Consider the following 20,131-nt stretch of genomic DNA (forward strand, 5'->3'; position numbering starts at 1 on the left):
GCAGGACGATGGTTCTCCCCGGGGCGGATACGCCATAGGTTCATTCCATGGCCCGCAGCACGATCCCCGACCGTTCCGCCCCCGATCAGATCCGGGTCGACTCCGACGAGATCCCGGTGGACACCGCCGCACTCGCGGCGTGGATGGACGAGACGGGCCTGCCAGGCGGGGACCTCGACCTCCGGCCATTGCACGGCGGAACCCAGAACATCATGGTGATCGTCAGCCGCGGCGGACGGGACTACGTGCTCCGCCGCGGTCCCCGGCACCTGCGCCCGCAGTCGAACGCGGCCATCGCACGTGAGATGACGCTGCTGTCCGCGCTGAGCTCCACCGATGTCGCGCACCCCAGGTTCGTCGCCGGCACCACCGACACCGACGTCCTCGGGGCCACCTTCTTCCTGATGGAGCCCGTGGAGGGGTTCAACGCGGCCGACAGCCTCCCGGCCGCGTACGCCGCCACCGCCGAGGGACGCGAGGCGATGGGGTACGCACTCGTCGACGCGCTCGCGGGTCTGGCGGCCGTCGACCACTCCGCGATCGGCCTCGACGGTTTCGGCAAACCGGACGGGTTCCTCGAACGGCAGGTGCCGCGGTGGCTCGCCGAACACGAACGGTACGCGGGCACACCGGGATACCCGGGCGGGACGTTCCCCGACCTCGACCGGATCGCCGGCTGGCTCGACGACAACCGCCCCGACGGGTTCCGGCCCGGCCTGCTGCACGGCGACTACCACGTGGCCAACGTCCTCTACGACCACCGCACCCCCGAGGTCGCGGCCATCGTCGACTGGGAAATGGCCACGGTCGGTGACCCCCTGCTCGATCTCGGTGTGCTGCTGGCCATCTTGCCCGACGACCCGCGGCAGCCGGATCTCTACGAGAGCGCGCTCGGCCAGGCCGGCGACCTGCCGAACCGATCCGCGATCATCGCCCGCTACGCCGAGCGCTCCGAGAGGAACCTCGACGCCCTGGACTGGTACACCGTTCTCGCGAGCTTCAAGCTCGGCATCATCCTCGAGGGCACCTACGCCCGCTCCTGCGACGGCAAGGCACCCCGAAAGGTCGGCGAACGACTGCACCGCTACGCCGACGGCCTCTTCGTCCGCGCCCGCGAGATCATCGCCGGCCCCTGACACCGCCTCTCCTTCGGATCGAACCGCGATCCCCACCTCGTACGACCCCCACAGAAACGGAGCACACCACCATGGCCTGGGATTTCTCCACGGAACCCGACTTCCAGAAGAAGCTCGACTGGATGCGGGATTTCGTCCGCACCGAGGTCTTCCCGCTCGAGACCCTCGACCTCGACTGGGATCAGTTGCGTAAGGCGATCGCCCCGCTGCAGGAAGAGGTCAAGGCCAACGATCTGTGGGCCGCCCACCTCGACCCCGAGCTCGGCGGACAGGGTTACGGCCAGGTGAAACTCGGCCTGATGCAGGAGATCCTGGGTTCCACTCCGTTCGGTCCGCTCGTGTTCGGTTGCCAGGCACCGGATTCCGGGAACTGTGAGATCCTCGCCGCGGTCGGCACCGAGGAGCAGAAGAAGCGGTGGCTCGAGCCGCTGCTCGCCGGTGAGTACTACTCGTCGTTCGCGCTGACCGAACCCGACAACGCCGGCGCCGATCCGACCAACCTCACGACCACCGCGGTCCGGGACGGGGACCAGTGGGTTCTCAACGGCCACAAATGGTTCATCAGCAACGCGGCCACCGCCGACTTCATGATCGTCGTCGCCGTCACCGATCCCGACGCCGAACGCCACCGTCGGACGTCCCAGTTCATCATCCCCATCGACGCCCCGGGTCTCGACGTGGTCCGCGACATCGGCTCGGTGGAGAACCCCCGGCCGCGGCCGTACACCTACGGCTCGCACTGCGAGGTCGTGCTGCGCGACGTCCGCGTCGACGACTCGGCCCTGCTCGGCAACCGCGGCGACGGCTTCCTCATCGCCCAGAAGCGCCTGGGCCCAGGCCGAATCCATCACTGCATGCGCTGGATCGGCCAGGCGAGCCGCGCCTTCGACATGATGTGTGAACGCGCCACCTACCGGTACGCCCACGGATCGGTCCTCGCCGACAAGCAGACGGTCCGCAACTTCATCGCCGACTCCGCCGCCGAGATCCAGGCCCTGCGCCTCATGACGCTGCACGCGGCGTGGCGCATCGACGAGGAGGGCACGGCCGCCGCCCGCAAGGACATCGCGCTCATCAAGTTCTTCGGCGCCAAGATCCTGCACGACGTCATCGACCGCGCCCTCCAGGTGCACGGCTCACTCGGTTACAGCGCGGACCTGCCGCTGGAGTCGATGTACCGGGCAGCCCGCGCCGCCCGCCTCTACGACGGCCCCGACGAGGTGCACCGCGACAGCGTCGCCCGCCAGTACCTGAAGGGTTACACCCGTCCGGCCGACGACCGTCCGACCGAGCACATCCCCACCCGCCGCGAGGCCGCCCAGCGCCGCTTCGCCGACCTGCTCGCCGAACAACCCTGACCCCACCCCTGCACTGACCCCGACCAGAAAGCGAACACGTATGTCACTCAACGGAAAAACAGCGATCGTCACCGGCGCGGCACAAGGCATCGGTCAGGCCACGGCGATCCGTCTCGCCGCCGACGGCGCCCATGTCGTCGCCGCCGACATCCAGGACTGCGAGGTCACCCTCAAGGAAATCGCCGAGGCGGGCGGCTCCGCGGAAGCGGTCCGTCTCGACGTCCGCGTCGCCGACGACTGGTCGGCGGCGGTGGAGCAGATCACCGCCTCCCGCGGCTCGATCGACTGCCTGGCCAACGTGGCCGGCGTGGTCAACATGATCAGCGAGGACACCGTCGTCGGTCTCACCGAGGAAGCGTGGGACCTCGTCGTCGGCACCGACCTCAAGGGTGTGTGGCTCGGCATGCGGGCGGTCATCCCGGGCATGATCGAGAACGGCGGCGGCCGCATCGTGAACATCTCGTCGATGGCCGCGCTGCGGGGTCTGCCGAACCTGGCGTCGTACTCGGCGGCCAAGGGCGGCGTCGTGGGTCTGACGAAGCAGGCGGCCTACGAGTACGGACCGCAGAACATCCTCATCAACGCCATCGCACCGGGCACCATCGACACCCCGATCCTGGCCGACATCACCGAGGAGATGCGGCAGGCGAATGCCAACGCGCACATCGTGCGTCGGCTCGGGCGTCCGTCGGAGATCGCCTCGATGGTCGCCTACCTCATGCGTGAGGGCGACTTCCTGACCGGCGAGATCTACCCGGTCGACGGCGGCTGGGCCGCCAAGGGCAACTTCTGAGAGGAGCTCAGGCGCGCAGTTCGATGCCGTGAGCCGTCACGGCGTCGAGCAGCGCGGTCGGGCGATCGGCCGGCGGCACATCGTGCACCAGCGCAAAGGAACATCCGAGCGCGCGTGCACCGCCGTCGGCCTTCTCGCTGTCCCCGACCATGAGCACGTCGCCGGCCGGCACGCCGATCGGGCCGAGTGCGGCGCGGAAGATGCGCGGGTCGGGTTTGATGGCGCCGACCTCATAGGAAAGTGCATAGGCGTCGACGACGTGGTCGACGCCGTGCAGGGCAAGGACTTTGCGCAGGTCGAAGGCGATGTTGCTGACGATGCCGATCGGCACCCCGGCGTCGGCCAGACGCGTCAGCACCTCGACGGTGTCGGCGAACGGCACCCACGAGTCCGGGTCGAGGACCCGGTCGTAGAGCGCGTTGGCGTGACCGGCATCGCTCAAGCCGACCGTACGCAGCAGCGCGAGATACCCGACCCGATGCAGTTCCGGATCGAGATCCCTTCGCTCCCAAGCAGTCCGGTCGTCACCCTCGATCCCGTCGGGCAGACCGACCGGCGCGACCATGCGGCGGATGATGTCCGCCTGACGTGCCGGGGTGAACGACTCGCCCGCGTCGTCGAGGAGATCGACGAACCAGTCGTCGCGCGCCTCGAAGCGGAACAACGTGCCGGAGAAGTCGAAGAGGACCGCCCGCGCCGCGTTCGCCGTGTTCGCCTGACCCGCGGTCATGCGCCGGCAGCCGCGACGACGTCGGCGAGACCGCGGGCGACCGAGCCCGCCTGATCCGCCGTGCCGGCCTCCACCATGACGCGCACGAGTTGCTCGGTTCCGGAGGGGCGCAACAGAACTCGACCGGAGTCACCCAGTTCGGCCTCGGCGTCGGCCACGGCCTGCTTGACCGCCGGCGACTCCGCGACCGCATGCTTGTCGGCGACGCGGACGTTGATGAGTTCCTGCGGCAGCACCGTCACGATGCCGGCCAGGTCGGCCAGCCGCGCCGAGGTGGCCGCCATGCGGGCCATGATCATCAGGCCGGTGAGGATGCCGTCACCGGTGGTTCCCGAACCCGGGACCACGATGTGACCGGATTGCTCGCCGCCGAGGGAGTACCCACCGCGACGCAACTCCTCGACCACGTAGCGGTCGCCGACTGCGGTGGTGCGCACCGTGATCCCCGCCTCGCGCATCGCGATGTGCAGACCGAGGTTGCTCATGACGGTGGCAACCAGGACGTTCTCGTGCAGACGGCCCTTGTCGGCGAGCGACGTCGCCAGGATCGCCATGATGGCGTCGCCGTCGACGATCTCACCAGTGGAATCCACTGCCAGACAACGGTCGGCGTCGCCGTCGTGGGCGAGCCCGAGATCGGCGCCGTGCTCGAGAACGGCCGCCTGCAGCTTGTCCATGTGGGTCGAACCGCAGTCGGCGTTGATGTTCAGGCCGTCGGGATCGGCGTGGATCGTGATGACGGTGGCACCGGCGTCGGCGTAGGCCAGCGGCGCGAGCTCCGACGCGGCACCGTGTGCGCAGTCGACGACGACCGTCAGACCGTCGAGACGCTCGTCGATGGCCTGCGCCAGATGACGGCGGTAGCGGTCCCCGGCGTCCGGTGCGTCGAGGACACGACCGACCGCGGCACCGATGGGCCGGATGAACTCCTCGCCCATCGCCGCTTCGATGCGGTCCTCGATCTCGTCGTCGAGCTTGTGCCCGCCGGCGGAGAAGAACTTGATGCCGTTGTCGGGCATGGGATTGTGCGACGCGGAGATCATCACGCCGAAGTCGGCGCGGTAGTCCGCGGTCAGGAACGCGACCGCCGGGGTGGGCACGGTGCCGACCCGGATGGCGTCGACGCCGGTCGCGGCGAGTCCCGCGCACACGGCGGCTTCCAGCATCTCGCCGGAAGCACGCGGATCACGACCGACCACCGCGCGCGGACGGCGGGTCGAATCGTCGGAAATTTCTTCGAAAACGACCGCGGCGGCCGAGGCCAGGCGCAACGCGAGCTCGGGAGTGAGCTCGGCGTTGGCCAGGCCTCGGACGCCGTCGGTACCGAAAAGGCGTGCCAAGATCAGCGCTTGGAGTACTGCGACGCCTTGCGGGCCTTCTTCAGGCCGTACTTCTTGCGCTCGACCGCACGCGGGTCACGGGTGAGGTAGCCGGCCTTCTTGAGGGCGGGACGATCCTCCGGGGTGACCTCGATGAGGGCACGGGCGATGGCGAGACGCAGCGCGCCGGCCTGGCCCGAGGGGCCGCCACCGACGAGCTTGGCGAAGATGTCGAACGACTCGGTGCGCTCGACGAGAACCAGCGGAGCCTTGATCAGCTGCTGGTGCACCTTGTTGGGGAAGTACTCCTCCAAGGAGCGGCCGTTGAGCTTGAACTCACCGGTGCCCGGCATCAGGCGAACGCGGACGACGGCTTCCTTGCGGCGGCCGACGGTCTGGATCGGGCGGTCGATCACGATCGGCTCGCGGGTCTCCTCGACGGCCGGAGCGGCGTCGTAGTCATCAGCAGCAGCCTCGACGGCTTCCACGGCCTCGACGACCTCGACAGCTTCTTCGACGGCCTCGTTGATGTTCTCGTTGGTCACTGGGCCACCTGCTTGATCTCGAAGGGGACGGGGCGCTGGGCCGCGTGCGGATGATTCGGGCCTGCGTAGACCTTCAGCTTCGAGGCCATGGCGCGACCGAGCTTGTTCGAGGGCAGCATGCCCTTGACGGCCTTTTCGATGACGCGCTCGGGGAAGGTCTCGAGCAGCTCGGCGGTGGTGCGGGACTTCAGGCCACCGGGATGCCCCGAGTGGGTGTAGTTCAGCTTGCGCTCGGCCTTGTTGCTGGTCAGCGCAACCTTCTCCGCGTTGATGATGATGACGAAGTCACCACCGTCCATGTGCGGGGCGTAGGTCGGCTTGTGCTTGCCGCGGAGCAGGTTCGCGGTCTGCACGGCCAGCCGGCCGAGCACCACGTCGGTGGCGTCGATGACGTGCCACGTACGCGTGATGTCACCGGCCTTCGGGGTGTAGGTAGGCACAGTTGGTCCTCAACTCTTGTCTTTAGGGTGCTGGTCGGGTGCGCGGCGGAGGATGTTCCCGGCGACCAGTGGGGACCCGGGCCTCTTCTGCCTGTACACACGCGTGTGCGACAGGCGCCGAGCACCAGCGATCCAGGTTACGCGACCGTGCAGGTCAGGGTCAAAACGCCCACGGAGCTCACTCCACCCGGACCGAGCGGACGGCCCGGGCGCATTCGTCGTCGAGCGACTCGGCGGCCGTCCCCGCCTGACAGCCGATGGACACCTGCAGCCCGTCGTCGACGATGACATACCAGCGGATGGGGCTGCCCGAGGCCGGCGCCTCCCGGTAGCTGATGACGTCGCGGCCGGCGTACCGGGTGTCGGCGGAGAACTCCGTGACGACGTCGTCGCCCCGCTGCTCGATCCGGTTGCGGAGACTGGTGGCGACCGACTGCGGGGTCGAGCCGTCGCGCAGTTCGGTCAGCACCGCGATGATCCGGCGGCCGTCGGCCTCGGAGACGAACACCGCGCGCCGCGTGGTCGGGTCGTCGGTGGTGTCCCCGGGTGTGTCCTGTCCGCTCTGCCGCCAGTCCCCGGGGACCGACAGCGTGGCGCGCCCGACCGCGACCTCGGAGGTCACCGGGGCCGGGTCGTCCCGCTGCCACCAGCCGACCGCGAACGCGCCGGCGACAACCATCACCGCCGCGGCCGCCGCACCGGCCAGCACCCGGCGACTGCGTCGGATCGACATGTCCGTCGCCGGCTCCGCGGGGTCGCCGGCCACCGGCACGGGTTCGTCGGCAGCACCTCCGGTCCGCCGGCCCAGGCGGACGACGAGGTCGCGGTCCACCGGCACGACGCGGCCGGCGATCGCGTGCTCGGCGATCAGGTCGACCGCCGCCGACACCTCCGCGGGGTCGTCGCCGTCGACGAAGACCGCCTCGACCGCGTCGTCGATGATCGAGAGGCCCACGGCCCCCTGCTCCGCCGGCTCGATCAGCCCGGAACGTTCGAGGAGCCAACCCTCGGGGTGCCGCCGCACGATCTGGACGTCCCACGCCGCCGGTCGCGGACGGGCCGGATCGGCGGGCGGGGTCGGGATGTGGGTGGTCTCCACGACGGCACAGCGCTGCACCGTGATGTCGGCGTGGCTGCGCGCGACGAGGACCGCGCGCGGGAGGAGCGTGAGCGGGGCACCGCCTCCCACGTCGGCCAACGACGACGCGCGCCGCGGCCCCCAGGTGCTCGGATGACCGACGACGAGCGGATTTTCGGGGTCGGGCGCGATCCCCAGGTCGGCGAAGGCCGTCCGCCAAGCCTGCCGCAGGTGGAGCCGGCGGCCGTCGGCCACGGCCGTCATCACGTCGACGGCGTCGAGGAGCGGGCGCAGGTCGAGTCCGGACTCCCGTGCGCCGGTCGCGGGTTCGAAGATCCGGGGTCGGCCGTACGCGAGGTCGACGACCACGGGACGGCCCCGGCTCATCCCGCTCACGCCCGCACCTGCCTCATCCGGCCCAGCTCGTCGTCAGTCCTCGGCCGGCACGAGCGCGACCTGGATCATCTCCTGCGGACGCACCCGGGAGACCAGCTCACCGCGACCGGGGACGAGCCGCTGCATGCGGCTGCGCCCGGTGATGAAGCCCTCGTCCCGGTCGCCGCTCATGAGCAGCATGTCCGACGACAGGTCCTTCAGCCGTGCGATCACCGGATCGAACATCGCCCGGCCGAGGCCGCCGGAGCGGCGGGCCAGGATGATGTGGAACCCGATGTCCCGCGCATGCGACGCGTACTCGATGACCGGCAGCAGCGGATTGCCCGCCGAGGTGGACACCATGTCGTAGTCGTCGACGACGAGGTAGACCTCCGGTTTGCCCTCCAGCCACGACCGCTCCCGCAGCTGCTGGACGGTCACGTCGTCCGGGGGCATGCAGTCCTTCAGGTACACCGCCAGCTGGTTCATCAGTGTCATCGCGTTGTCGTGCGAACTCGCGTAGCCCGCGAGGTGATCGCCGTCGACGATGCCGAGCATCGTGCGGCGGTAGTCGATGAAGGCGATCTTCACCTGCTCCGGGGTGCCGCCGGCGACGAGTCCACGAACGATCGCACGAAGCACGTTGGTCTTGCCGTGTTCGACGTCGGCGAAGACCATGAAGTGCGGCTGGGCGTTGAAATCGAGGACCACCGGTGCCAGCTCGAGTTCGCCGACACCGATCGCGACCTGGTTGAGCGACAACGAGACCCCGGCCGCGGCGAGCCCGTTCCGGACCGCCGCCATCTCGATCTCGGTGCTGAGCTTGCGCACCGGCATCGCCGATCGGCCCCGGTACGCGGCGGCCAGCTTCTCCGCCGAGGCCGCGACGCCGGCGGGCAACGACTCCGCGCTGCTGACCGCGTCCAGCCGCGGCAGCGCGATGAGCATGTGCAGTTCCTCCGCGGTGAGACCGCGGCCGGGGCGGTTCTGCGGGACACCCGCAGCGGCGCGACGGCCCATCTCCGAATCCGTCGGGTCGCCGAGGCGCAGTTCGATGCGCGTGCCCAGAAGGTCGCGGACCGCCGGACGGATCTCGGCCCACCGCGACGCACTGACGATGACGTGGACGCCGAAGGACAGACCCTGGGAGACGATCGTGGTGATCTGCTCCTCCAGCGACTCCAGTTCGGAACGCAGCACACCGATCCCGTCGAGCACGAAGAAGACGTCGCCGAAGCGGTCGCCGGCCAGCGGATCGTCGGGCGCGACGGTCCCGGTGGCGAACCAGGCCGCCCGCCGGGCCCGGTAGTCGCGCATCGACTCGACGCCCAGGCGGGCGAACAACAGCTCGCGCGCCCGGATGATCGCCCCGACCTCGGCCACGGTGCGACGGACGGCGTCCATGTCGCCGCGGGATGCCACCGAACCCACGTGCGGGAGTCCGGCGAGACCGGCGAGGCTGCCGCCACCGAAGTCCAGGCAGTAGAACTGCACCTGTTCCGGGGTGTGCGTGGCGGCCGCGGTCATGATGATCGTGCGCAGGGTCGTCGACTTACCCGACTGAGGTCCGCCGACCACGGCGACGCTGCCGGCCGCGCCGGACAGGTCGATGACGAGCGGGTCGCGCCGCTGGTCGTAGGGACGGTCCACCCAGCCGATCGGCAACACGAGGTTGCCGGGGACCGCCGGCTTGGTCCAGTCACGCGCACCGACCAGCGTTTCCACCGTCGGCGAATCCTCCAGCGGGTCCAGCCACACCCGGTGCGCCGGCGGACCGGCGTCCTCCATGCGGCCGATGATGGTCTGCATCAGCGTCGGCACCGACACCGAGGTCGGTTCGAAGTCGGCCGGGTCGTCGGGGGCCGCCGCGTCGAGCGCCGGGGGCTCCTCGTCGAGCAGGCTCGCCGCCTGATCCAACAGCGACCGCGGCGAACCCTCGTCGAGCGGAACCGGAAGTGCGGTGAAGACCTTGAGGTTTCCCAGTCGCGGGGAGCCCGGCGCCACGGAATCCGCGGCGTCCTCGGCCACGGTCGGCGAGTAGTACGGGCCGGAGACGTAGGAGGTGTTGAAGCGGACCGGATCATCCGAGTCACACTTCAGGTACGCCGAGCCGGGCACGCTGGGCAGGTGGTAGGCGTCGGGGACACCGAGCACCGACCGGGACTCGTTGGCGGAGAAGGTCTTCAGACCGATGCGATACGACAGATGGGAGTCGAGGCCGCGGAGCTTGCCCTCCTCCAGACGCTGCGAGGCCAGCAACAGGTGGATGTGCAACGAACGGCCCAGACGGCCGATCGCCACGAACAGCTCGGCGAAATCCGGCTTCTGCGACAGGAGTTCGGAGAACTCGTCGACGACGATGAACAGCGCGGGCAGCGGCTCGAGACGCACACCCGAGGCCCGGGCACGCTCGTAGTCGGCAACGTTGGCGTAGTTGCCCGCCGCCCGCAGGACCTCCTGGCGACGGTTCATCTCACCCGACAGCGCATCCTTCATGCGGTCGACCATCGACAGTTCCTGCTCGAGGTTGGTGATGATCGCCGCGACGTGCGGTGCGGACTCGAGGCCGAGGAACGTCGCGCCACCCTTGAAGTCGACGAGGACCAGGTTCAGCTCGGTCGGCGAATGCGTCGCCAGCATGGCGAGGACGAGGGTTCGCAGGAACTCGGACTTGCCCGAACCGGTCGCACCGATACACAGACCGTGCGGTCCCATGCCGCCGTGCGCGCTCTCCTTGATGTCGAGTTCGACGGGCGCACCGCTCGGCGTGTAGCCGATCGGCACCCGCAGCCGTTCGCGTCCGGTGCGTCCGCGCCAGGCGGTGGCCGGGTCGAACCGGGCGGCGTCGTCGATGCCGAGGAGTGCGGGCAGGCCCGGGTCGGTGGACGTCGCCTCGGACTCCAGGTTGGCCAGGGTCGCCGCGGTCGCCAGGCGGTACCGGGCCATGCGGCGGGCGATCGCCTCCGCCTCGGCGATGGTCAGCGAGTCCATGTCGGCGAACTCCTCGACGCCCGCGGCACTCCGCGCCGACACCTTGCCGCCGCGCACCACGAGCTGCAGGCCGCGCCGGACCGCGAGGCCGTCCGGCGGTGCGGTCAGGTCGAGGACCGTGACCCCCTCCATACCGGCCGAGCTGAGGACGCGTTCGTCGCCGGCCACGTAGCCGTCGTCGATGATCACGACCAGGTGGGCACGGTTCCCGCTCGGCGGGGCGGACCGGCTGAACCGGCCGCGCTCGAGAAGGTCTGCGGCCAGCGCGTTCTCGAGATCGGCCAGCGTCGGATAGATCATCCGCATCGGGCCGATCCCGTCGCGCAGCGTCGGATGCCCCACGTGCGGAAGCCATTTCGCCCAGTCCCAGGCCTCGCCGGCCGGGTCGCCGGTGACGATGCCGATGTGGAGATGGTCGGGACCGTGGAAGGCGCACAGCTCGAGGATCATCGAGCGGACGAGCTCGCGGGTCTCCTGCCGTGCGCCCTCGATGTTGATCGCCGGGAAGCCGCGCAGCGAGATGGACCGGGGCAGGCTGTAGACCGCGGAATGGGTGCGTACGAACCGGCGCAGCGCGACCATCGACACCGGTTCGATGTCCTCGAGGGGGCCGGTCTCCGGCGGCATCAGACGGGTGGCCAGGCGCTGGACGCCGACGCCCACCCGCACGTGGGCGAAATCGTTGTCGGCGGGGCGCCGCTCCCACATGCGCCGGCTGCCGACGACGTCGAGCAGGGCGTGCGGGTCGGGATGGCTCCAGGTGCGGGCGGCGCGCTGGTTCTCGACGGTGTCGAAGACCTGGCCGCGCAGCTGACCGAGGTAACGGAAGTAGTCCTTGCGCTCCTCGTTGAGTTCCGCGGCGCGCTTGCCGCCGCTGCGTCCGCCGGCGGCAAACATGCCGAACATCGACATGAGCATCATCAGCGGGAACATCATGAACAGCGGATTGGTCAGGATGTTGCGGCCGCCGGTGACCATCATCAGCGCGATCATGCCGACGACGGCGACGATCATGACCACGGGCAGCAGCTTGACGAGCAGATTGCCGGGCACCACGCGAGGCACGTCAGGCGGCGCCTGGATGTTGACCTCGCCCCCGGGCATGCGCGGCGGCGTGATGCGTGGACGACGCACGAACCCCTCGGTGGTCGTGACCACTCGATCCCCCCTGACACCTTCGAGCTGTGCATCCCCTCGCGGGCGAACCCGCTGAAGTTGGCTATGTTAGCTGCTGAACCCTGGGGGAGGATTGACCTGTATGTCACCTGTGGACGGATTCGCACCGGGACACCCGACGACCACCGCGGACGGCACCGGCGGTGACCGGCAGCGCTCGGACATCTCGGTCGAGCCACAGCTCGTACGCGTGTCGGTGCTGGGCGGCAACACCCAGCTCGACGTCGGCCTGCCCGCCGGCATCCCGATCGCCGGGCTCATCGGCGATCTCGTCGCACAGATCGAGTCGCGCAACCCCAACCGACACGACCCGGACGATCCCGACGCCGATTCCCGCGGCCGCGGCCGTCCGCACGACCGGCAGAACCGCTGGACGCTGGCCCTGGTCGGCCAGGAACCGCTCCCCCTGCACCGTTCGCTGTCGGAGTCGGGCATCCGTGACGGTGATCTCCTCCTCCTGACCTCCACCCGCACCGGCGAGTCACCCGTCCTCTTCGACGACGTCGTCGATGCCGTTGCGCGGCTGAACGAATCGCAGTTCGTGGGCTGGACTGCGACCTCGGCGCGATACGTGGGCTACGCGCTGGCCCTCGTCGCGGCGGTCGCCGCCGGCGCGGGGTTGGCCGCGAGCCGGATCGACAGCGGCGCACTGTGGCTCGCGGGAGGGTCCGGGCTCGCGGTGATCGGACTCGTCACCGCGGCGACGATCGTCGCGCGCTACTACCGCGACCAACTCACCTCGACGATCCTGTCCGTCTGTGCGGCGCCGCTGGCGTTCGTGACCGGCATGCTCCTCACACCCGGTTCCTACGGGGCGGCGCATCTGACACTCGGATTCGCCCTCACCCTGGTCACCGCCGTCATCACCTACCGGATGACCGCGGTCGGCGCGACCGCCCACAGCGCGGTGACCAGCGCCGCCCTCGTCGGCGCGCTCGGCTGCGGTGCGCGTCTGCTCCTCGACGCCGACATCTCCGATGTCGCGGCCGTGGTGGCGGCGGTGGGACTGCTGCTGATCGGCCTCTCCCCGCGACTGACGATCCTGCTCGCCAAACTTCCGCTGCCGCCGGTGCCCACCGCCGGAGCGGCAATCGACGTCAAGGACATCGAGCCGCAGCCGTCCATCGAGGGCATCGGCGCGATCGGGGCCACGGCACTACCGAAGGCCGATGCGCTGGAACGACGCTCGTACATCGCCAACGCGTACCTGACGGGCATCGTCGGCGGCCTCACCGCCGTCGTGGCGATCGCGGCGGTGCTCACCGCCGCTCCCCTCGCCGGCTTCGAGTGGAAGAACGCCGCCTACGCCGCGATCATTGGCGTGGTCCTCTGCCTGCGCGGCCGCTCCCACAGCGACCTCTTCCAGGCGGCGATCCTCATCATCGGCGGTTCGCTCGTGGTGCTCACGCTGCTGGTGGGCCTGGCGTTCGGGGACGGCCGGTGGCCGATCATCTCCTTCGCGCTGGGTGGCGTCGTCCTCGTCGCCGCACTCGTCTTCGGAGTCGTTGCGCCACATCAGGACTTCTCCCCGGTGATGCGCCGCTGGGCGGAGATCGGCGAGTACATCCTCGTCGCGCTCATCGTCCCGCTGCTGCTGTGGTTGCTCGATCTGTACCGGATCGTCCGGGACATTTGATGTCCCGGGCCACACCCCGGGTGGCGATGCCCATCGCGCTGACGCTGACCGCGACCCTGCTCGGGCTGACCTCCTCCCCCGCCGCCGCGGTGACCCCGCCGCGCGTCGACTCCTCGGCACTGATCCGTTCGGCGCCGGTCGCACCGCCGGAACCGACCGAGCAGAGCCATCTCTGCAATACCGCAATCCTGACCCGCACCACCGCGAAACCCACTGCCGCACAATCGATGATGAACCTCGAAGAGGCTTGGCGCTTCAGCCGCGGCGCCGGGCAGCGGGTGGCCGTCATCGACACCGGCGTCACGCCACACCCACGACTGGGCCGCGTCACCGCGGGCGGCGACTATGTCTCCGGCGGCACCGGGCTCGAGGACTGCGACGCCCACGGCACGCTCGTCGCCGGGATCATCGCCGCACGCCCGAGCAGCACCGACGCCTTCGCCGGAGTCGCACCCGCGGCGTCGATCATCGGAATCCGCCAGTCCAGCAGTGCATTCAAGGCGAAGAACAACCGTCGCGATGACGATTCCGCGCCGTCCGTGGGCTCCGGATTCGGATCCGTTCGCACACTGGCACACGCGATCGTCCGCGCGGTCGACCTGCGCGCCACGGTCATCAACATCTCCGAGGTCGCGTGCGCGTCGTCGGCCGCCAAGGTCGACGACCGCGCTCTCGGGGCCGCGATCCGGTACGCCTACGAGCGCGACGTCGTCGTGGTGGCGGCGGCCGGCAACGTCACCCGGGACGGCGCCTGCCGATCACAGAACCCGGCGCCGGCAGCGGGCGATCCCGCGGACTGGGGTTCGGTCACCACCATCGCGAGTCCCGCGTGGTACTCCCCCTATGTCCTCACCGTCGGCTCGGTCGACGCCGCGAGCGGCGCGCCGAGCGATTTCAGCCTGCACGGGCCGTGGGTCGGGGTCGCCGCGCCAGGAACCGACATCGTGAGTCTCGACAGCGCCAAGGGATCGGGCCGACTGGTGTCGGCACAGCGCAGCGAGGAAGGTCCACTGCCGCTGATCGGGACGAGTTTCGCCGCGCCCTACGTCGCCGGCACCGCAGCGCTCGTCCGGGCACGGTTCCCCGAACTGAGCGCCCGGGAGGTGATGGATCGGATCGTCGCGACCGCCCACGCCCCGGGGACCGGTCACGACCAGCGGATCGGCCACGGCGTCGTCGACCCGGTCGCGGCACTCACCGCGGAGCTACCCGCAGCGGAGAAGGCCCGGCCGCAATCGGCTCCGATCGCCGCACCCGCACCGCCGACGCCGCCGGATCACACCGCACGCAACGTGGCGATCGCCGGAGCAGGGATCAGCGCCGCGGTCATCGCCGCGGTCCTGGCCATCGCACTGCCCCACCGCCGGGTCCGCAAACTCGATCCCGACGAGTTCTGAGCAGCGGCGTTCAGGTCAGCTGCCGGAGCGTGCGGGACGCAGCTCGCGCGGCAGCGCGAAGGTCAGGGTCTCGTTGGCGGTGTTGACCGTCTCCACCGTGCCGTAGCCGCGCTCGGCGAGGTAGTCGAGCACACCGCGGACGAGGACCTCGGGCACCGATGCGCCGGAGGTGACGCCGACGGTGTTCACACCCTCGAGCCAGGTCTCGTCGATCTCGCGGGCGTAGTCGACCAGATGACCCGCCTTGGCGCCGGCCTGCAGGGCGACCTCGACCAGACGCACCGAGTTCGACGAGTTCTGCGAGCCGACCACGATCACGAGGTCGCATTCGGGCGCCATCGCCTTGACCGCGACCTGACGGTTCTGGGTGGCGTAGCAGATGTCGTCGCTGGGCGGATCGTTGAGCAGCGGGAACTTCTCCCGCAGGCGACGCACCGTCTCCATGGTCTCGTCGACCGACAGCGTGGTCTGCGACAGCCAGACCAGCTTGGACTCGTCACGCACGGTCACCGAGTCGACGCTGTCCGGGCCGTCGACGAGCTGGATGTGCCGAGGCGCCTCACCGGCCGTCCCCTCGACCTCTTCGTGGCCCTCGTGACCGATCAGCAGGATGTCGTAGTCGTCCCGCGCGAACCGCTTGGCCTCCTGGTGCACCTTCGTCACCAGGGGGCAGGTCGCGTCGATGGTCCGCAGCTTCCGTTCCGCGGCGGACGCGTGGACCTGCGGCGACACGCCATGGGCCGAGAACACGACGATCGCACCCTCGGGCACCTCGTCGGTCTCCCCCACGAAGATCGCGCCGCGATCGGCCAGGGTCTCGACCACGTGCCGGTTGTGCACGATCTCCTTGCGGACGTAGACGGGAGCGCCGTGCTTGTCGAGGGCGCGCTCGACCGTCTCCACCGCGCGGTCGACACCCGCGCAGTAACCGCGGGGTTCGGCGAGCAGGACACGCTTCGTCTCAGACATGTCTCCCAGGGTACGGGTTACAGACGGGTGCCCATTGATGGCAGAGTGTTGGCATGGATCGCGCACCCTACCCGGCCCGTATCGCCGCAGGTCTGATCGTCACCGCCCTCGAGGAGACACGCAAGCTTCCCGCGCTGCTCGTCACCCTCCCGATGACAGCGGTCAGCCAGACCCTGCAGGCAGGCATGCGGGCGCAGCAGAACATCGCCGAACTCGCCATCAAGGGCGACGCCGCCCTGGGGATGCTCTTCGACAAGCCCAGCGAGCAGCCCGAATGGGCCCGCTTCGACGAGGACGACGAGACCCCGGAACCCGGCTACGACGCCCACGCCGGTGACGTACCGATCGAGAAGCCCACCAGCATCGTCGACGAGGTCGAGGCCGCCGCCGACGGCAACGATCCGGGTGACCAGCCCGGCGAGGCCGTGAAGTCCACCACGACCGCGAAGGTGACCAACGCCACGAAGACGAGCGGGGCCACCAAGTCGACCGCGACGAGCGGGGCCACCGAGGTCGACGCGGAGGCCTCCGACGCCGACCTGGCCGCGCCGCCGCGCGCCGACGCCGGCCGCTTCGCGCTGTACAGCTCCGCTCCCGAGGATGTCGTGGACGCCGCGGAGAAGAAGCCGACGGCACCCAAGGCCAAGCCGAAGAACGGGACCACCCCCGAGATCGTCGTTCTCATCGACTACGACACGCTGACCCTGGCACAACTGCGTGCGCGTCTGCGGACGGTCGGCACCGAGGACCTCGAGACCCTCGTCGGCTACGAGAAGGCCAACCGTGGCCGCGCACCGTTCGTGACGATGCTCGAGAACCGGATCGCCTCGCAGAACAAGCGCTCCACCGAGGCGTGAGCGGGACCTCGCCGAACTCGGCCGAGAATCCGTGGCCGGTACGCACGGTCAACACCAAGATCGCCGACTGGATTCACCGGTTGGGTCAGATCTGGGTGGAGGGTCAGGTCACACAGATCAACCGGCGCCCCGGTACCCGCACGGCGTTCCTCACCCTGCGGGACCCGGCCGCCGACATCTCCGTCTCGGTGACGTGTAGCCCGGATCTGTTGGCGCGCACCGAGGTTCCGCTGACTGACGGCAGTCAGGTCGTCGTCCTGGGCCGACCGAGCTACTTCACCGGCCGGGGCACGGTGTCGTTGCGGGTCAGCGACATCCGGCCCGTCGGCGTCGGCGAACTGCTGCTGCGGATCGAACGCCTCCGGCAGTTGCTCGCCGCCGAGGGACTGTTCGACCCCCGGCTGAAACGTCCGCTGCCGTTCCTGCCGCGCTCGATCGGGCTGATCAGCGGGCGGGCCAGCGCCGCGCAGCGCGACGTCGTCAGCGTCGCGACCGATCGGTGGTCGGCGGTCCGCTTCGACGTCCGAGAGGCCCCCGTCCAGGGCCCCACGGCGGTGGCACGCATCCTCACCCACCTCGCCGACCTCGACGCGCATCCCGACGTCGAGGTGATCATCATCGCCCGCGGCGGAGGCAGCGTCGAGGATCTGCTGCCGTTCTCCGACGAGGCGTTGTTGCGCGCGGTGTCCCGTTGTCGCACACCGGTGGTCAGCGCCATCGGTCACGAGCCCGACAACCCGTTGCTCGACCTCGTCGCCGATCTGCGCGCGGCGACCCCGACCGACGCCGCCAAACGGGTGGTGCCCGACGTCGAGGCCGAACTCGCCGGGATCGACGACCTCCGCCGGCGCAGTGCACAGGCATTGCGCAACTGGGTCCGTCGCGAGACCGGGGTCATCGAAGGACTGCGACGACGCCCGGTCCTCGCCCGGCCCGGTGTGATCGTCGACCAGGAGTCCGCGAACGTGGCCGAGCTGGTGCGCGCGCTGCGGCGCGACGTCCGGCGCCACGTCGACACCGAGGACCGCCGTCACGAGCATCTCGCGGCCCGGCTGTCGACGCTGGGCCCGGCCCAGACCCTTGCGCGCGGTTACGCCGTGGTGCAACGCACCGACACCGACGTGACCCACGTCGTGAACACACTCGACGACCTGCCCGTGGGGGCCGAACTACGTATCCGGGTCGCCGACGGCGCGGCGCGCGCCACCGTCACCGCGACCGAGGCACCCACCACTTCCCCTGAGGACGAAGGAGATTCGTGAGCACCGACAGTGACGACACCGGCGAGGAGTACACGCCGGTTGCCGAACTCGGCTACGAGGAGGCGCGCGACGAGCTCGCCGACATCGTCAGCACGCTCGAGCACGGCGGCCTCGATCTCGACACCTCGCTGGCCCTGTGGGAGCGGGGCGAGGCACTCGCGACGCGCTGCGAGGAACACCTCCGCGGAGCGCGCGAACGCATCGAGACCGTGATCGCGCAGAAGAACTCGGCCGACGAGGACGACGACTAGCCGCTTCCCGAGGGCCCTTTCCAGCGTTCAGGCGTCGAGCGGCTGCTGCTTCGCCACCGACGCCGCGATCGTCTCGATGTCGGCGTCGGGTCCGCGCGACAGCACACCCACACGCACGTTGCCGAAGTCGGTGATCCAGAACTTCTTGCCCTCGGCGGTCTCGTAGGTCACCCACTGCCGGCCGCCCGCCTCGCGGGTACCGGTCGCGCCGATGTCGCCGTACTTCGTGTCGCCGCCACCGAGGTACGGGACCAGCAGGTCCTCCGACGCGTCGGTCTGACTCAGCTGCACGTAGGCGCCGCTCGCGCTGAGCCAGCCGACGGTGCTGACCCGATGCCCCTCGATGGCGTCCGACGAGCCGGAGTTCGGCTTCCATCCCTCCGGGGTCGGCGGGCGGCGGATCGGGAACGGCATCTGCCGGGCGTCGGCGTCCAATGCGGTGACCACGTCGAACGCGGGCACCTTGCTGTCCGCCGGGTCCTGATTCAGTCCGACCGAGCAATTCCCCGACGCGATCGCCACCAACGCAATCAGCGCAAGCAGCGGCACCAACGACCAGAACATGTCCTTGCCGTTGATCAGAATGCGCGGTTTGTCTGCCATGAGGGCGAGTATCCCACCACCAGGGTCAGTCACCGAACGGCCGGTGTGACATGCAAGGATGGTCCCTGAGATCACCGCCACACCCACGGATCCCACGGGCTGCGACCCACCGGGTTCCGGGCCACACCTGAGGAGCCGAAGACGATGACAGCCAGCAGCCACCAAGCACCCGATCGCAACCTCGCGATGGAACTGGTCCGCGTGACCGAGTCGGCTGCCCTCGCTGCCGGACGCTGGGTTGGGCGCGGCGACAAGAACGGCGGCGACGGCGCGGCGGTCGACGCGATGCGTCAGCTCCTCTCCACGGTGTCGATGCGCGGCGTCGTCGTCATCGGCGAGGGCGAGAAGGACGAGGCCCCGATGCTGTACAACGGCGAAGAGGTCGGCAACGGGCAGGGACCCGACTGCGACGTCGCGGTCGACCCCATCGACGGCACCACCCTGATGGCCGAGGGCCGCCCCAACTCGATCTCGGTGATCGCGGTCAGCGAGCGCGGCACCATGTACGACCCGTCGGCCGTGTTCTACATGGACAAGATCGCCGTCGGCCCCGATGCCAAGGGCGCCATCAACATCAACGAGTCGGTCGAGTGGAACATCAACTCGGTCGCCAAGGCCAAGGGCATCGACGTCGCCGACCTGACCGTCATCGTCCTCGACCGGCCCCGTCACGCCGACCTCATCGCCGACATCCGCAAGGCCGGCGCCAAGATCCGCCTCATCTCCGACGGCGACGTCGCCGGCGCCGTGGCGGCCGCCGACGACTACTCGACCGTCGACATGCTGATGGGTGTCGGTGGCACCCCCGAGGGCATCATCACCGCCGTCGCGATGAAGTGCATGGGCGGCGAGATCCAGGGCAAGCTGTGGCCCCGCAACGAGGAAGAGCGTCAGAAGGCGCTCGACGCCGGTCACGACCTCGACCGGGTCCTCACCAACGACATCCTGGTCAGCGGCGAGAACGCCTTCTTCTGCGCGACCGGCGTCACCAACGGCGACATGCTGCGCGGCGTCACCTACCGCCCCAACGGCGCGACGACCCGCTCACTGGTGATGCGTTCGAAGTCGGGCACCGTCCGCCGCATCGAGGCCGTCCACAAGCCGGCCAAGCTCCGCGAGTACGCGAACATCGACCTCTGATCCACCCGAGCACCGCGGCCCCATGCCGGGACCGTGACCGTGATCCACCTCACGAGTCCGGTCACCTCTGGCGTG

17 protein-coding genes are annotated in these 20,131 nt (G+C 69.7%); 9 read left to right on the top strand and 8 right to left on the bottom strand.

Translation table 11 applies throughout. The features are described 5' to 3' along the window. Positions 1 to 47: 47 nt before the first annotated feature. The 3 genes from OK17_RS06695 to OK17_RS06705 all read left to right on the top strand — a co-directional run bounded on the left by OK17_RS06695 (position 48) and on the right by OK17_RS06705 (position 3,287). Positions 48 to 1,136: a phosphotransferase family protein gene (locus OK17_RS06695; RefSeq protein WP_461416993.1), complete on the top strand. Its 1,089-nt coding sequence runs from the start codon at positions 48 to 50 to the stop codon at positions 1,134 to 1,136. A gap of 71 nt (positions 1,137 to 1,207) precedes the next feature. After that, on the top strand, positions 1,208 to 2,494 hold the full coding sequence (locus tag OK17_RS06700) for an acyl-CoA dehydrogenase family protein (RefSeq protein ID WP_232715581.1): 1,287 nt from the start codon (positions 1,208 to 1,210) through the stop codon (positions 2,492 to 2,494). A gap of 40 nt (positions 2,495 to 2,534) precedes the next feature. Further along, positions 2,535 to 3,287 carry an SDR family NAD(P)-dependent oxidoreductase gene (locus OK17_RS06705; protein ID WP_232715580.1) on the top strand — a complete coding sequence of 251 codons (753 nt, stop codon included), beginning with the start codon at positions 2,535 to 2,537 and terminating at the stop codon, positions 3,285 to 3,287. Positions 3,288 to 3,294: 7 nt separating this feature from the next. Here OK17_RS06705 and OK17_RS06710 read toward each other — a convergent pair whose 3' ends face one another. The 6 genes from OK17_RS06710 to eccCa all read right to left on the bottom strand — a co-directional run bounded on the left by OK17_RS06710 (position 3,295) and on the right by eccCa (position 11,923). Then, the gene (locus OK17_RS06710; RefSeq protein WP_232715579.1) at positions 3,295 to 4,017 is read right to left on the bottom strand and encodes an HAD family hydrolase; all 723 of its coding nucleotides are present in this window, start codon (positions 4,015 to 4,017) and stop codon (positions 3,295 to 3,297) included. Next, positions 4,014 to 5,357, bottom strand: a complete 1,344-nt coding sequence (gene glmM, locus OK17_RS06715) for a phosphoglucosamine mutase (protein ID WP_232715578.1) — start codon at positions 5,355 to 5,357, stop codon at positions 4,014 to 4,016. Before glmM ends, OK17_RS06710 begins: the two co-directional genes overlap by 4 nt. Positions 5,358 to 5,359: 2 nt before the next feature. Then, positions 5,360 to 5,881 carry a 30S ribosomal protein S9 gene (gene rpsI, locus OK17_RS06720; RefSeq protein ID WP_461416994.1) on the bottom strand — a complete coding sequence of 174 codons (522 nt, stop codon included), beginning with the start codon at positions 5,879 to 5,881 and terminating at the stop codon, positions 5,360 to 5,362. After that, complete coding sequence (gene rplM / locus OK17_RS06725) at positions 5,878 to 6,321, bottom strand: 50S ribosomal protein L13 (protein ID WP_005195808.1); 444 nt, start codon at positions 6,319 to 6,321, stop codon at positions 5,878 to 5,880. The genes rpsI and rplM overlap by 4 nt, the downstream gene beginning before the upstream one ends. A gap of 178 nt (positions 6,322 to 6,499) precedes the next feature. Further along, entirely contained in the window at positions 6,500 to 7,786 is a 1,287-nt protein-coding gene (locus OK17_RS06730; protein WP_461417008.1) for a type VII secretion-associated protein, read from the bottom strand. Positions 7,787 to 7,828: 42 nt separating this feature from the next. Beyond that, complete coding sequence (eccCa, locus tag OK17_RS06735) at positions 7,829 to 11,923, bottom strand: type VII secretion protein EccCa (RefSeq protein WP_461416995.1); 4,095 nt, start codon at positions 11,921 to 11,923, stop codon at positions 7,829 to 7,831. A 100-nt stretch (positions 11,924 to 12,023) separates the two neighbouring features. Here eccCa and eccD point away from each other — a divergent pair, with 100 nt between their 5' ends. Next, entirely contained in the window at positions 12,024 to 13,577 is a 1,554-nt protein-coding gene (eccD, locus tag OK17_RS06740) for a type VII secretion integral membrane protein EccD (protein ID WP_461416996.1), read from the top strand. Next, positions 13,577 to 14,974, top strand: a complete 1,398-nt coding sequence (mycP, locus tag OK17_RS06745; protein ID WP_461416997.1) for a type VII secretion-associated serine protease mycosin — start codon at positions 13,577 to 13,579, stop codon at positions 14,972 to 14,974. The genes eccD and mycP overlap by 1 nt, the downstream gene beginning before the upstream one ends. A gap of 15 nt (positions 14,975 to 14,989) precedes the next feature. Here mycP and OK17_RS06750 read toward each other — a convergent pair whose 3' ends face one another. After that, the gene (locus OK17_RS06750) at positions 14,990 to 15,943 is read right to left on the bottom strand and encodes a 4-hydroxy-3-methylbut-2-enyl diphosphate reductase (protein ID WP_461416998.1); all 954 of its coding nucleotides are present in this window, start codon (positions 15,941 to 15,943) and stop codon (positions 14,990 to 14,992) included. 53 nt (positions 15,944 to 15,996) lie between these two features. Between OK17_RS06750 and OK17_RS06755 the strand changes: the two genes are divergently transcribed. From OK17_RS06755 to OK17_RS06765, 3 genes are read left to right on the top strand one after another with little or no spacing between them, the layout of a single operon-like run. Then, positions 15,997 to 16,800, top strand: coding sequence for a lipid droplet-associated protein (locus tag OK17_RS06755; protein WP_461416999.1), 804 nt, complete (start codon positions 15,997 to 15,999; stop codon positions 16,798 to 16,800). Then, on the top strand, positions 16,797 to 18,062 hold the full coding sequence (xseA, locus tag OK17_RS06760; RefSeq protein WP_461417000.1) for an exodeoxyribonuclease VII large subunit: 1,266 nt from the start codon (positions 16,797 to 16,799) through the stop codon (positions 18,060 to 18,062). Before OK17_RS06755 ends, xseA begins: the two co-directional genes overlap by 4 nt. Then, positions 18,059 to 18,313 (top strand): exodeoxyribonuclease VII small subunit, encoded by a 255-nt coding sequence (locus OK17_RS06765; RefSeq protein WP_006866030.1) that lies wholly within the window; start codon positions 18,059 to 18,061, stop codon positions 18,311 to 18,313. The genes xseA and OK17_RS06765 overlap by 4 nt, the downstream gene beginning before the upstream one ends. Before the next feature lie 27 nt (positions 18,314 to 18,340). On the opposite strand, the gene OK17_RS06770 is transcribed toward OK17_RS06765, so the two are convergent. Then, the gene (locus tag OK17_RS06770; RefSeq protein ID WP_461417001.1) at positions 18,341 to 18,916 is read right to left on the bottom strand and encodes a DUF4245 domain-containing protein; all 576 of its coding nucleotides are present in this window, start codon (positions 18,914 to 18,916) and stop codon (positions 18,341 to 18,343) included. Positions 18,917 to 19,060: 144 nt separating this feature from the next. Here OK17_RS06770 and glpX point away from each other — a divergent pair, with 144 nt between their 5' ends. Next, positions 19,061 to 20,056 carry a class II fructose-bisphosphatase gene (glpX, locus tag OK17_RS06775; protein ID WP_232715570.1) on the top strand — a complete coding sequence of 332 codons (996 nt, stop codon included), beginning with the start codon at positions 19,061 to 19,063 and terminating at the stop codon, positions 20,054 to 20,056. Positions 20,057 to 20,131 lie beyond the last annotated feature (75 nt).

The sequence above is a fragment of the Gordonia sp. GN26 genome, from assembly GCF_054823965.1.